The sequence below is a fragment of the Candidatus Bathycorpusculum sp. genome, from assembly GCF_009778815.1.
Taxonomy (GTDB): domain Archaea; phylum Thermoproteota; class Bathyarchaeia; order Bathyarchaeales; family Bathycorpusculaceae; genus Bathycorpusculum; species Bathycorpusculum hydrogenotrophicum.
In genome coordinates this window covers 1-13,576 of sequence record NZ_WRFL01000060.1, presented here as the reverse complement: position 1 = coordinate 13,576, position 13,576 = coordinate 1, and the positions used below count along the sequence as shown (strand labels likewise).

Here is a 13,576-nt window from a genome sequence, read left to right as displayed (position 1 = left end):
TGTTTCTTTTGTTTTTTCTTGTGTTGTAGTAGTACGCAGATGCCTATTGCTATGGCTAGTATGAGGCCGGCTATGCTTAGTATCAAGTTTACAAGGGCCCAGGTTTGTATTGGTTCTTCTTTGGTTCCGTTTGGGACTGGGGTTGTGTTTGGGAGTGGTGGTGTTGTGGTTGGGGGTGGTGTATTGGTGGGTTTGTTTGTTTGCGATCCTCCACCGTTGCCTCCGTTGCCGCCTGATCCGCCATTATTGCCTCCACTGCCGCCTCCGTTGTTTTGGGTGTATTGTGCGGTAATGGTGAGATCCGAGGTTATGTTGGTAAAGGTGGCGGGGTTCCAGCCTATGAAGGTATATCCGTTACGTGAGGGATTGGCTGGCGCGGTTGCATTGCCGCCATAGGGGACCGTTTCAGTCTTCAAAACAGTTCCATCCCAATCCACAAACTTTACTGTAAACATCTTTGGTTCCCACTGTGCTACATAGGCCGCATCGCCCTCAACGGTTGGTGTTGGTTCAGGAGCCCAGCCAATAAAGCGCCAGCCGGGTTGGCCCGTTACATCTGGTGCTTTAGGGGTTAACTCTCCCAAAGCGCACACAAAACTAACAGGATCAAAGTTGCCATACGTGCCCGGTTGATAGGTTACTGTATACTTTGTTTGTGGTGGGGTTTTTTCTGTTGCCCATACTGCGTATAGGGTTACATCTTTTGTGAGCGTGTGGTAGGCTGTTGATCCAGTAGCAAAGTCGGGTGTTTTTGCATCTGAGTTGTAGGCCCAGCCTTGGAAAGTATATCCCTCTCGGGCCATGTTACCTTGGTTGACGATAAGTACAGAGTATCCTGCTGGGTAGAAGCCGCCCAAGGGTACCGTTCCGCTTGTGTATCCGTTGCCATTGTATGTTAGAGTGTAAAATATTGGTTGTACGGTTTTTGTCCATTGGGCTACATAGGTTATGTTGCCTGCTGCTGTAGAGGACCATGTTGGTTGCCAGCCTGTAAATATCCATCCCGCGGTGTGATCAACTGCTGTGTCGGCGCCTGAGTTGGTACCAAATACTGGTGTGGATGCACCAAACGCTAAGCCGGTGTAGGTTTCATCGATGGCTTGCCAAGTGCCCTGGGTTCCGGGTGCATAGCTTATTGTGTAGCTAGCTGTGTAGCTTATGTCATAGTTGTTTATGCCATAGCATTCGCCATTTGACCATGCGCCGTCTGTGATTTTGATTTGGTTGCGGTAGATTTCTTCTTCATAGGTGTTTAGCTTTGTTAGAGCGACTTGGATTTTGGCTTTATTGTTTTTAAATATCACAGTGTTTTCGATGTAGAGCATTTGTAGATAGGTGATATCTTCGGTGTTGGTGATCCATATGCCGCCGCCATTGTTACCTGCGATGTTGCCTGAAATTGTTCCAGTGTGCAGTTCAACAAACCCCGTGGCTATAAATACTCCTCCACCATCAACGCCGGCTGTGTTATTGGCAATTGCGCCGCTTGTTAGGATAAATTTGCTATATGTGTATGCTCCTCCACCGCTGTAGCGGGCGGAATTGTTTGAGATTTGACCGCCGTTTATTGTAACTGCTTTAGTGTTGGTGCTTGTGGTAAATATGCCGCCGCCATAGTTTGCTGAGTTGTTAGCGATGGCTGTATTATCTGATAGGGTGATGCGGCCTTGGTCTGTGTTTTGTATTCCGCCGCCAAAGTTGATGGCTATGTTGTTGGTGATGGCTGCGTTATCTGCTAGGGTGAGTTGTCCTTGGTCGAGGTGTACCCCGCCGCCAAAGCTTGCAGTGTTGTTCGAAATAACTGCATTATCAAACATGTTGCATGTAGCTGAGTTATACACTCCGCCACCATTACCATTGGCTGTATTGTTAGCGATAACCGCATTACCTGACATCACAAAATAACGTTGATTGTACACGCCTCCGCCATCATATGGTGTTTTATTGTTAGAAATTGTTGCATCTCCAGACATAGTGAAAGTGCCCCACCAGTTGTACACGCCTCCGCCGTAGTAGTTGGCAGTGTTGCCAAACAGTACTCCACCTTCCATGTCAAAAATGGTTGAATCCCCAACGAGAACTCCGCCACCCCAGTAGGCAGTATTGTCTGAAATCTCACCACCTAACATATTGAACACTCCCGCAGTAATCTCTACCCCACCACCACTTGTGGCGATGTTGTTAGAAATTATGCCGCCAATCAGGTTGAAATCACTAAAATAGCCTCCATTGCAGACTCCTCCACCGTTGTCGGTGGCTATGTTACTCTCTGTTGCGCTGGCACCACCGATAGTACCCCCAGACATCTTAAAAATACCCAAGTTATACACCCCGCCGCCATCATACGCCTTGTTTTTGGAAAAAGTGCCGCCTATCATGATAAAGGTGCCATAGCCATCATTGTATACTCCGCCGCCACAGCCATTAGTGGCCATGTTTTCTAAGAATTTGCCATCAGTCAAGGTAAACTTAGCGTAAACACCATTAAAAACACCGCCGCAAACAGTTCCCTTGTTTTTATAGAAAGTTCCCCCGTTCATCGTAAAGGTGCCCAAGTTATCGGCTCCTCCGCCGGCTCCAGCGGCAGTATTTTCCGAGACCTCACCAGCGTTCATCTCAAAGGTGATTATGCTATATACTCCGCCGCCGTTATAGGCTGAGTTTTTGCTGATGGTGCCGCCGTTCATCGTAAAGGTGCCCCAGTTATACACTCCGCCGCCGCACTGAGCATCGCTTATGATTCCGCCACTGTAGATGTTATTTTCTGTGATTTCACCGCTATTTAGGATAAGTGTCGCGCTAGCGTTAACATATACCCCTCTACCTCGGTCGTCTTTGTTATGAGTTACAGTAATGCCATCAAGTACCAATGTAGCGCCGCCGGCAACATGGATAGTGCTTGTGCCATTGGGTCCAATGAGTTTTCTAGGAGTGTTGCCGTCATTTATTAGCACAACATTTGCCTTTGCTGGTATGGTGAGTGAAGAGCCTGTGAGTGTAATATCTTTGGTTAATGCTATAACATACTGAGTTGGAGCTTCACCTAAAGCAACATTTATCGCGTTTCTGAGTTCTTGTTCATTTTTGACACTGCTGTGCGCATTGTATGCTGCGGTAAAGGTGGAACTATTGTTATCTGGTGTTGTATAAACAACCGATGAAATCATCACCAGAACAAATATTAAAGAAACAAGTATCAAAATTGTTTCTTTCCGATGATGTTTTCGCAAGTTGCTTTTCGAATTAGTGTTTGTACAACTGTTTAGATTCCTGTCTAATTTTTGGTTAAACATTGCCTCTCACGCACGTAATCTTGCCAAATGACGATATAATTCTAAGTGTGAGAACGATCTGTCTAATAATTAGACACACAATAGAACCGCCAATAAGCCACCATCTTATAACAAAAAACAGTAAATACCTCAAATTCCGATTTCCACATCCCTATTGGTATAGCCTCTAACTAACTCTGCTGCTTGAATTGATGATCTATATTGCGACAGGGTGGGTTGGGCTAAATTTTAAGTACTCATAACGTAGTAGTTTGATTGAAGCGGATTTTAATGAACTGTAGCGATGATCTGCAATACAGCCGTTCTAGGCATGTTATGGCAATTTCGACAGTGCCATTGTTGCTGTTTGGAGGGAAAAAAGTCGCGTTGCAATCTGCTGACGCGCAAACAATGACAACAAAGTCTAAACCCCAAAAACTCGTTGGATTACCAGTTGCAAAATATGATGTTGCAGAAGGCAAGGTTAGATTTTTCAACAAGACCGGCTTGTCTAAGAAACGCTGGGTTGTAGCTAAAGAATTTCCAGTTTATGAAATAACTGGGATAGATCATCTCGGTAACTGGCTTAGCTTGAGTTGGAATAACGAGGTGTATCCGTTTATTCTTAACCCTAAAGGCGCATCTTTTGCTAACTTGGTCCAGCAGATTGCTGAGTTGCAAGAGGAGCATCAGAAAAACCTGCAGAAAACCCAGCGGACCGCCCTGCGCAAAAGTGAGTTGCTGGCTGTTGTCGACGCATCTTTGCTCATAGTAGATGGATCGTTTGATATTTTGATGGGGTTGCATGAGAAACGGGTAAACTGGTTGCAGCTGGAGCATTATGCGCAGACTTTGGGCGGCCAATTTAATTTTACCCCTCAGACGCTGATGCCGCTCTCTATAGATTTTTCCAAAGTTGTCCTTGCTGTTCAAAACCAAACTGCCAAAGAAACAGCACACGAAGCATTGTGTATCCTTAGGGTCATCTGGGCTTATTTTAGCGAACTGGGGTCACACAAGGATTTAGCAGATAGTATTCCAAACTCTGGACATGTTCTCAATACTGTTTTGGCATATTTTACGCTAAACGATCTTTGGTTTGCCAAAGTTATAGGTGAAGCAGATACACAGTGCGAATTTGATGCGTTTAGGCGTCAACTCGCGGATTTAGCAACACAACCCGACTTTGGAGTGGATACAGCTGAATTCCTCTCTATTTTGGGAGGTGCAGATACTTTTGAGAATAGTATTTTGGATACCCGCCTCTTATTTAGAGAACACTTCAAACAGCTCTAAATTAGCTGAAAAACTGCTGAAGCGTTTTTTGAGCTTTTTGCTGAAAAAGTTTTTGGGGTGGGGTGGTTGGTGGTGGTTTTGTTGTGTTTGGTAGTCTGTTTGTGTTGTGTGTGGTTTGTCAAAAGGTCTATATTGGGTGATTTGTGGGTGTGTTTTATGTTTTTAGCCCTATAATTTCAAAAAGCTTATAAGTAATTGTTTAATCTTACGACTTGTTAGTGCGGGGTGTCTGGTTGAGGTTGAGCGACATCAGCATCAATCAATTTTATCCGTTTTCGAAGCCCTCTCATATCTCCTCGAACTCGGGTGGTTGTTGACCCCAACATATCAACCAGAAAAACTCCACTAACATATCTGGCAAACGCTCTATCGGCGTTTAATGTGGTACTCCTCAAGAGTATCTTTGGCTTTTTCTCTTCGTTCTCTGTGGTTTTCTAAGAAACGGTTGAGTTTTTCTACGATGTCTTTTTTACACTCACCACACAGCATCTCTCCACCACGGCATTTGCGTTCTCTCTCTGCGAGTTCTTTGAGATCTTCCTCAAAGAGGTAGAAGTAGTATTGGAAAATGCTACAGATCCCTGGATCAGCACCGTCTTTTCGCTGTTCTGCGGCTGTCCCTTTGCCGCCTGTGAACGCATTCCAAATTTTCTTCTTAACAACATCTGGCATATCAATAGTAAATATGCTGGTCTCTGGCATCGAAGCACTCATTTTTCCACCTGCACCCAGCCCGGGGAGAAACCGACAGTGAATCTGTGCCGGTTTGTAGTATCCAAGCTTCTGTGCAACATCACGGGTTACCCTCCAGTAGGGATCCTGATCAATGGCCGCAGGAATCAATGCAGGAACGTTTTCGCCTGTGAGTTTTTTGTGTATAAAGCAGGGTGCTGCTTGGATGGCTGGCCAGTATACCCAGCCTATGTTAGTGCTGTCTTGAAAGCCAAAGGTGCTGCGCGCGGTGCTGTAGGTGATGCGTTTGGCAACTTCAAGGGTTATGTCGTAGAACAAATCGATATCTTTGGTGTCATAGATTATGAACGTATCATCCGGCTTAAACCCTAACGCGATGAGATCGAGCGCATTTTCATAACTCCATCTCTCGGTTTCCTTTAGGTTTCTATCATCGCCCACAAGATATTTCTCATCATCGGTGATTTGGAAATAGAGCCGGGTCTTGAATTTCTGCTGAAGATGAAGCGTAAACATCCAAGGCACCAAATGCCCAATATGAACCGGTCCGCTTGGCCCCCTGCCAGTATAGAGCACAAACTTGGTGCCCTTGTCATAGAGATCAAGAACTGTATCTAGATCACGGTGGCTGAAGAAAATTTTCCGTTCCAGCTGCAGGTGCAATTTATCGGTCTGCTTCTCTACCCGACTCAAAAGCTGGGCTGTGAGCGGCTGAGTGCCAAATTCTTTAATGAGGCGTTCATAGTCAATTTTACCCTTGACTTCCCAAGGAGTAACAATCATTTCACTATTGTTGTTTTCTTCAGTAGCCATCTACCGTCACGTCTAATCCAAAACGGTTATTGACATATATGCTTTTTTCGGCCAAGATGACTACTGAGGCCTCAAAAGCACCCGGGTCTTCTAATTTTGCACAAGAAAACTTGTAGTTCTCTTAACTATTTTTTAATGTAGAGGGTGGTTTTTTGGCGGTAGTGTTAGCTTGGTGAAAATACACTAGTTGTCTCATTTTGCCAAACCATGCAAACTAGACACATACTATTTTTTCAAGTATCCCAATGGTACAACCCATACGCCATTATCCATTTGGAAAGCATACTCCGTTGATGTGAGTACCATTAAAAATGCGGGCTTATTCATTTTTTCAGTATCCACCACTTTTTCAAGCTTTAACAAGGCTTCTGCTGCAGCTTCAATTTCGCCTGCTCCCATTTTGATTTCAACAGCACCCCAACGCCCATCCGCAAGCTGAATGATGCCATCAATCTCTAAACCATTTTTATCATGATAATGATAAACATGTCCATCAATGCTCTCAGCATAAACCCTCAAATCCCTTATACACAGTGATTCAAAAAGTAAACCAAATGTTTCAAAGTCTGATAATAGTTTTTTAGGTGTTACCCTAAGCGCCGCGGTAGCTATCGAAGGGTCAACAAAATGTCTTTTAGCAGTTGTTCGAATTGCTGTTTTAGACCGGAGTTTAGCACTCCAAGCAGGCAAATCCTCTATAACAATTTTCTTCAAAGCATCAATATACTGAGTGATTGTGACTTGGGAGTTTGGCGGAGTTTTACTATAAACTTTGGCGAAGTCTATTAGAGTCCAAGCTGAACACGTATTTTTAGTGTTATTTTTGTTGGTGGATTTTTTGGGCAAGTTTAATATGGTTTAGTGTAATAAATTATTATAACTGTAAATTCAACTTATGGTTATCCCTAACTTGCTAACATACAGAGAAGGTGGGTAAATGAAATTAAAACTCTGGGCAATAAAAAACTTCAGCCAACGAACCGGACCTATTCAACTAGTCGTCGTAGACCTCGACCAAAGCAAACACTATCCCCTAAACTTTGTCTGCGTCCTACCCCGCTATTTCCGAATACTAGAAAAACGTAGCAGTAACTTTGCTAAACTCTTCGGACCCAAAAGTCATGATATGGCAAAAAAACTCTTAATCGACGCCTCACGCCGCGAAGACGACCCAGAAATCAAAAAACTAATAACCAAACGCCTAAAAGCCATCGAAGCAGAAGAACAAACCAGCCCCACTGTTGTTTAGCTTTTTCTGCCCAAAGAAAGCAAAAGGGGTAGCAAATAGTTATTTTCAACTAACCCAAAGCCGCCCTGTGTTGCAGAAAATTCATCATAAACCTTAACATCATCCGGAGTTAAACCTGGTGCAGCTATCGTAAAGGGCACCGGATCACGTGTATGTGTTCCCCTCTCTACCGGTGTAGGATGATCCGGCAAAACAGCAACTGCAACCGGCTCTCTAACCCCGTCTATGATTCTGCCCAAAAGTCTCTTATCCAAATCCTCAATAGTGCGCACTTTTAATTTGTAATCCCGCATGTGTCCCGCCTCATCAGGAGCCTCAACATGTACACAGACCAAATCACATGTTTCCAACGCTTTGATAGCCGCATCAGCCTTGCCTTCATAGTTAGTGTTAGCTAGACCAGTAGCACCCTCTACATTTATGATATTCATACCTGCATAAGCACCCAACCCCTTAACAAGATCAACCGCAGAGATAACCGCTGATTCTATACCAAATCTCTCTCTAAGCGTGGGCATAGCAGGCTTTTTCCCGCCTCCCCAAGGCCAAATCAAATTCCCCATCCGTTTTCCCGCTTTTTTCCTAGCGATGTTGACAGGATGATTGCACAATATGGCCCTAGAACCCTCAATCATATCCCTTAGCAACTGGGCGCTGTTTTCTGCATCTGGCACTTTGGCCTTGGGCATCACCTCACTTATGGCTTGGCCTGTAACATCATGGGGCGGGTTGCACAAGATTTGTTCCGGATGCGAAAAGTTGCGCATGATTAGGTAGTGGCGATAATCTAATCCCGGGTAGAATTCAATTTCGCCGGGTTTGCCATAGGCCTTCTTTACTGCATCAAGGAGTTGTGTGGCTTCTTCGGTTGTTATGTGTCCTGCGGAGTAATCTGCGACGGTGTTATTTTCTTCTGTTATAATGTTGCATCGATAGGCTGTATCCTCACTGCCCAGTTCTATGTTTCTTGAGGGCACTTCTAGTGCGCCTCTGCCGGTACAGTAGAGACGGGGATCATAGCCTAAAACTGAGCATATAGCAACATCTGAGCCAGGGGTACATTCATCGGGAACATTTTTGATTAACCCACTTTTGCCTCTGGCGGCTATGGCGTCCATATTTGGTTTAACGGCTGCCTGAAGGGGCGTTTTGTTGCCCAACTCTGGAATCGGATAATCAGCCATCCCATCGCCGATGACAAGTATGTACTTCATAATACTCACGCAGGTGTTAGGTGATGTTAATTGCATCTAGTTTATCTGCATATTGCCCCTAACCCTAAAAATAACATGAACTCTGCAATTCACTTTTAATTACCCCTCCCCTCCTCAGAAAAGTAGTTTGTTCGTTTGTTTTAAATATCTCCTGATACAACATCATCCTAAAGCTGTGAATAACATGTCAGAAGACACCGACATAATAGAAGATCAAGATCAAGATCAAGATCAAGATCAAGATCAAGATCAAGAAGAAGAGGAAACCTCTGAGCTATCAGCTGCGATGCAGCAGATTGAAGAAAATAAAAAGAAATACGAATTTATCGAAGATCTGCCTGGTGTCGGTCCAGCAACTGCGGGAAAACTTCGTGAACTGGGTTATCACACCGTTGAATCAGTGGCAATGGCAACCAGTCGTGAACTCGACCCTGTTGGTGTCAGCGAAAAAAAAGCTTTCCAAATTATCCAAGCGGCCCGTTCCTCAATTGGGCTCTCCTTTATCCGTGCAGACGAACTCTACAAAATGCGCAAAAGTGTACTGCGCTTAACCTCTGGTAGCAAAGCCTTAGATAAAATTCTAGCCGGAGGATTGGAAACCCAAACCATAACTGAATACTATGGCGAATATGGTAGCGGTAAAAGCCAAATGTGCCACCAGCTCTGCATAAACGTGCAATTACCTCCTGAGCGGGGCGGACTAAACGGCGGTGTTCTCTATATCGATACTGAGAATACTTTTCGACTTGAGCGTATTGTACAGATGGCAGAATTCGCCGGCCTAGACCCCGAACAAGCCGTAAAAAACATCATCTACGCAGAAGCCTACACAAGCGATCACCAAATGTTTCTGCTTGAAAATGCAGATGAAATCATAAAAGCAAACAATATCAAACTCATCATAATCGACTCTCTGACCGCACACTTTAGAAGCGAATACATCGGTAGAGAAATGCTAGCCTCAAGACAACAAAGGCTCAACAAGCACATGCATAAACTCACCGCATTAGCTCGTGCATTCAACGCTGTGGCCGTAGTCACCAACCAAGTTATGGCTAAACCCGATCAGTTCTTTGGCGATGCCATCCACCCCATCGGCGGCAACATCGTTGGCCACACCAGTCACACCCGCATCTATCTACGCCGAGCATCACATGGCCCAGTACGTATCGCAAGGCTTGTTTCAAGCCCATATCTGCCTGAAGGAGAGGAAATACTTAAAGTCACCGAAAACGGAATAGAAGATGTCTCTGAAGAAGAGAAAGCAACTAAATCCCGTGGACGCTAAACATGCCTATCGCACAAGCCCTAGTTACCCGATACTTCCAGCTCATAGTCAGCAGACAGTTCGCTGAAGCTGAACGTGAACTGGAGCGGGTCAAACAGAAAATGCAGAGAACCGAATGGAACCGCGGATACTTCCGTGCCCTCTATGGCATGTACCTATCCCGCAAAAACACCGCCGACGACTACGCCTTTTTCTCAAAAGTAGATGTAACCGACAAAGTAGCCCTAAATGACTACCGCAAAGAATTCCTCACACATATGGGTAACGGTCTACACGGTGACTTTGACCGCGGATACTTTTCTGCATGGGCCGACTGCATGCGCATCCTCTCACGCATGAACATCCCTGCACCCGAAAAAGCAGGCGAAAAAATCGAAACCACAAAAAGCGACAAAAGCCAAGCCACCATTGCAAACTTTTTAAAAGAAGCCAAAGAAGCCAAAGCCCAAGACGCTAAAGATCAAAAAGAAGATAAAGAAAGCAAAAAAGACGAAGAAGAAAAAGAAGAAGAATAATTCTCTATTTCTACTTTCTACTGGAATTTAAACCCTAAAAATTCAAAAATCCGTTGCGCACATCTCATTTTTAAAAAGCAAAGGCAAAGAAAGAAGAAGAATGAATGACCGGTTTCTACAAATATATCTGCATTGCAGTGTAGAAGATCACGAGGAAGGCTATCCATGCAAAGAAGAATATGCCTATGCCTGTGCTGAGGATTTTTGATTGTTGCTCTACTTTGCTCTTATACACGCCCCGCAGGATATAGTATGTTATAAGATAGAGAAGTATGGCTACTGATATACAGTTAATTAATGATGTTATCCCAGTTGCGCCGAAAACAAAATGCGCTAAAGCCGCAGTTATACCGCCTGTGGCTATACCCAATGTGGCTCGAAGCCAGTAAAGCTGAACGATAGGAGTCATCTAAACCTAATCCTTGGCACACTATATTTTGTGCCCTCTTAAAAACAATACCCAAGTATTAACCATTTCTATACTGTAAAGTCGCCATTTACAAACCCATTTACAAACCCATTTACAAACCCATTTACAAACGGTTAATTAATTTATAGCCCACACTATAAAGCTAAACGGTGCCCGAATTGGCTAAAAAAGAACTCACAAGCTTTGACATATCAGCAGCAGTCAAAGAACTCCAACCCATAATTGCTGATTCCCGAGTGAATAACATCTACCAATTCGGCGAAAAAGACCTAATCTTTAAACTCCACAAAACCGATCAACCTCCCCTGCGCATCGTCATAGAAGCAGGTCGACGACTCCACAGCACAAGCTACGCCGAGGAAAGCCCCGCAGAACCTCCGCCGTTTTGTATGCTCATGCGACGCTACCTCCGAGATTCATGGCTAAGAAAAATCGAACAATACGAATTTGAACGCATTGTAACCTTAACCTTTGAAACAAAAACCGGTCTGCTCAACTTGGTGGTCGAGCTGTTTGGGGATGGTAACATGATCCTCACAAACGAACAAGGCGTTATCATCCAAGCTATGCACTTCAAACACATGCGCGACCGTGACATCAAACGAAGTCAAGTTCTGGTCTATCCCCCCGCAAGCGGCAAAAACCCTTTCCAAATCACTCCCCAAGAACTCGATGAAGGCATAAAAAATGTTGGCGACACCGAAATAGTGCGCACCCTCGCCAGATTTTTAGGCATAGGTGGCGTATATGCCGAAGAACTCCTACTCAGAGCCGTCATAGAAAAAACTAAAAAAAGCAAAGACCTCACCCAAACCGAAACCTCAACCATTTTTGAGGCCCTGCAGTCTTTGCTATCTGCCGTTAGAGAAAACAAACTAGAACCCGCCATAGTCCTAGATGACGATGGCAACTTTTTAGATGCAATCCCCTTCAAACTAAGACGATACGAAAACTGCAAAACCCAACCCTTCCAAACCTTCAACGCCGCCCTAGACGAATTCTATCTCCGCGTTACCGCAGTTGAAAAAGCAGCAAACACTGCTGATGTCACCCAACTAAAACAAGAAGCCCAACGCCTCAAACGCATAGTGACTGAGCAAGAAAAATCCATAGCTGAAGAAGAACAAAAAGCCGAACACGTCAAACAAATCGGTGATGTCATCTATGCACACTTCACTGAACTCCAAACCTTTCAAGAACAAATCCTCAAAGCCAGCAACCAAGGCTATGAATGGAAAGTCATAATCGCACAAATCATGACAGCCAAAAAAGCCAACAAACTCCCCGCCGCATACACCGAATCTTTTGACAGCAAAAACCTAGCACTTAACCTCTCCATTGATGGCTACAATTTCGGCCTAAGTTTACGCAAATCCATCTTTGAAAACGCCAATACCTACTACGAAAAAGGTAAAACAGCCAAACAAAAAGTCCAAGGCGCCCAAACCGCACTCAACCAATCCAAAAAGAAACTCGCCCAAGCCGAACACGAACTCCAAGAAGCCGAAGAACTCAAAAACCTCAAACCCGCCCAAATCATGGACGCTCTATCAAAACGCAAAGAAGCCCTGGCCAACAAACAATGGTACGAAAAATTCCGCTGGTTCACCACATCCGATGACTTCTTAGTAACCGCAGGTAAAGATACCGTAAGCAACGAAGTGCTCATAAAAAAATACACCACCCAAGACGACATTGTGTTCCACGCAGAAATCACCGGTTCACCCTTTGTTGTGATCAAAACTGAGGGTAAACCCATAACTGAGCAGGCCCTCAAAGAAGCTGCCGAATATGCCGCTTCTTTCTCACGCGCCTGGCGAGAAAACGCAGGCTCAGCTGATGTCTACTGGGTCAAAGTCGACCAGCTAAGCAAAAGCGGCCCAAGCGGCGAATCCATCCCCCACGGCGCATTTTTCGTGGTAGGCAAACGCAACTGGTACCGAAACACACCCCTAAAAGTCGCCATAGGCATATCCATCGACGACGATGAAACCCGATTTGTGGGTGGCCCCCTAGACTCGGTGAAAGCAAAAACCAAAACCTACATCGTTTTACTTCCAGGCGACTACCAAGGCAAAGAACTCCTACAAATGGCCATGCGCTCAATCACCGCAAAACTCTCAAAAGAACAACGCGAAAAAGCCGGCAAAACAAGCATCGAACAGATTCGCGAGTTTATACCCTACACCAAAGGAGCAATAAACCAAAAAGCAATATAGCCCATCCTCGATTCCTTATTTGAAAATAGTAAAAATGCGATATATTGTCTGCTAAATTGTCATAAAATATAAATTCTATTCATTTAGTGTCTTCAGCAATTAAATATTTATTTGATAATAACTCTATTCAAGCGATAATAAATTTTTGGTGAGAATTATTACGGTCAAATTATATTTTTATTTGTCCGACCCTGATGGATAGCGTCGATGATGTTCTTCGCGTAGCACTTTAAATGCATCAAAATTCATTTTTTCTGTTTGAGCGCCTCCTAAATTGGAATATAGCTCTATTATATCTGGGTGCTCGTAAGCCTCGGCAAGCTCGATTATCTGCTCTTTTACTTCATACATTTTAATGTAAGAAAACCAAAGGGAATACAAAACAAGACTTAATGTTGCAATCAGCCAAACTCCTGTAAACCCCTGAAAGTATTGTTTTAGGTGTTGTACTAACTTAATATTATAGAGAGTGTTGACCAATAGATATATTGTAGGGTGTGTTTATATTAATTCAGCCGGTGGCTGTTATGGTTGAATGTAAAAATTGTGGTTCTGAAAAAACAGTTAAAAGCGGGCAACTCCGCGGA

The 13,576-nt window shown here is 44.2% G+C and carries 11 protein-coding genes; 5 read left to right on the top strand and 6 right to left on the bottom strand.

From position 1 onward, the window contains the following. Window positions 1–3,167: InlB B-repeat-containing protein (locus FWF39_RS09990; protein WP_343383296.1), on the bottom strand; the 3,167-nt coding region annotated here is incomplete at its 3' end. A gap of 396 nt (window positions 3,168–3,563) precedes the next feature. On the opposite strand from FWF39_RS09990, the gene FWF39_RS09985 reads away from it, so the two are divergent. Beyond that, the gene (locus FWF39_RS09985; protein ID WP_343383295.1) at window positions 3,564–4,568 is read left to right on the top strand and encodes a hypothetical protein; all 1,005 of its coding nucleotides are present in this window, start codon (window positions 3,564–3,566) and stop codon (window positions 4,566–4,568) included. Between the two features lie 366 nt (window positions 4,569–4,934). On the opposite strand, the gene FWF39_RS09980 is transcribed toward FWF39_RS09985, so the two are convergent. Together FWF39_RS09980 and FWF39_RS09975 are read right to left on the bottom strand one after the other, a co-directional pair. Further along, a complete protein-coding gene (locus FWF39_RS09980) occupies window positions 4,935–6,074 on the bottom strand; it encodes a tryptophan--tRNA ligase (protein ID WP_343383294.1) in 1,140 nt (379 codons plus the stop codon). A 225-nt stretch (window positions 6,075–6,299) separates the two neighbouring features. Next, window positions 6,300–6,920 carry a DUF4143 domain-containing protein gene (locus FWF39_RS09975; protein WP_343383293.1) on the bottom strand — a complete coding sequence of 207 codons (621 nt, stop codon included), beginning with the start codon at window positions 6,918–6,920 and terminating at the stop codon, window positions 6,300–6,302. A 91-nt stretch (window positions 6,921–7,011) separates the two neighbouring features. Between FWF39_RS09975 and FWF39_RS09970 the strand changes: the two genes are divergently transcribed. Beyond that, complete coding sequence (locus FWF39_RS09970) at window positions 7,012–7,323, top strand: hypothetical protein (RefSeq protein WP_343383292.1); 312 nt, start codon at window positions 7,012–7,014, stop codon at window positions 7,321–7,323. Here FWF39_RS09970 and FWF39_RS09965 read toward each other — a convergent pair. Beyond that, the gene (locus tag FWF39_RS09965) at window positions 7,320–8,537 is read right to left on the bottom strand and encodes a cofactor-independent phosphoglycerate mutase (RefSeq protein ID WP_343383291.1); all 1,218 of its coding nucleotides are present in this window, start codon (window positions 8,535–8,537) and stop codon (window positions 7,320–7,322) included. The two genes, FWF39_RS09970 and FWF39_RS09965, sit on opposite strands and share 4 nt — an antisense overlap. A 286-nt stretch (window positions 8,538–8,823) precedes the next feature. Here FWF39_RS09965 and radA point away from each other — a divergent pair, with 286 nt between their 5' ends. Together radA and FWF39_RS09955 are read left to right on the top strand one after the other, a co-directional pair. Beyond that, complete coding sequence (gene radA / locus FWF39_RS09960; RefSeq protein ID WP_343383297.1) at window positions 8,824–9,825, top strand: DNA repair and recombination protein RadA; 1,002 nt, start codon at window positions 8,824–8,826, stop codon at window positions 9,823–9,825. Window positions 9,826–9,827: 2 nt separating this feature from the next. Next, complete coding sequence (locus FWF39_RS09955) at window positions 9,828–10,340, top strand: hypothetical protein (RefSeq protein ID WP_343383290.1); 513 nt, start codon at window positions 9,828–9,830, stop codon at window positions 10,338–10,340. 115 nt (window positions 10,341–10,455) lie between these two features. Here FWF39_RS09955 and FWF39_RS09950 read toward each other — a convergent pair whose 3' ends face one another. Continuing rightward, window positions 10,456–10,749, bottom strand: a complete 294-nt coding sequence (locus FWF39_RS09950; protein ID WP_343383289.1) for a hypothetical protein — start codon at window positions 10,747–10,749, stop codon at window positions 10,456–10,458. Between the two features lie 179 nt (window positions 10,750–10,928). Between FWF39_RS09950 and rqcH the strand changes: the two genes are divergently transcribed. After that, window positions 10,929–12,989: a ribosome rescue protein RqcH gene (rqcH, locus tag FWF39_RS09945; RefSeq protein WP_343383288.1), complete on the top strand. Its 2,061-nt coding sequence runs from the start codon at window positions 10,929–10,931 to the stop codon at window positions 12,987–12,989. Between the two features lie 177 nt (window positions 12,990–13,166). Here the strand turns inward: rqcH and FWF39_RS09940 are convergent, their stop codons facing one another. Then, window positions 13,167–13,469 carry a hypothetical protein gene (locus FWF39_RS09940; RefSeq protein ID WP_343383287.1) on the bottom strand — a complete coding sequence of 101 codons (303 nt, stop codon included), beginning with the start codon at window positions 13,467–13,469 and terminating at the stop codon, window positions 13,167–13,169. Window positions 13,470–13,576: the final 107 nt, after the last annotated feature.

Bases quoted from the DNA above. Each gene is read 5' to 3' on its own strand.
- FWF39_RS09955 (WP_343383290.1), top strand. From the start codon at position 9,828: ATGCCTATCGCACAAGCCCTAGTTACCCGATACTTCCAGCTCATAGTC.
- FWF39_RS09950 (WP_343383289.1), bottom strand. From the start codon at position 10,749: ATGACTCCTATCGTTCAGCTTTACTGGCTTCGAGCCACATTGGGTATA.
- FWF39_RS09970 (WP_343383292.1), top strand. From the start codon at position 7,012: ATGAAATTAAAACTCTGGGCAATAAAAAACTTCAGCCAACGAACCGGA.
- FWF39_RS09980 (WP_343383294.1), bottom strand. From the start codon at position 6,074: ATGGCTACTGAAGAAAACAACAATAGTGAAATGATTGTTACTCCTTGG.
- radA (WP_343383297.1), top strand. From the start codon at position 8,824: ATGCAGCAGATTGAAGAAAATAAAAAGAAATACGAATTTATCGAAGAT.
- FWF39_RS09985 (WP_343383295.1), top strand. From the start codon at position 3,564: ATGAACTGTAGCGATGATCTGCAATACAGCCGTTCTAGGCATGTTATG.
- FWF39_RS09965 (WP_343383291.1), bottom strand. From the start codon at position 8,537: ATGAAGTACATACTTGTCATCGGCGATGGGATGGCTGATTATCCGATT.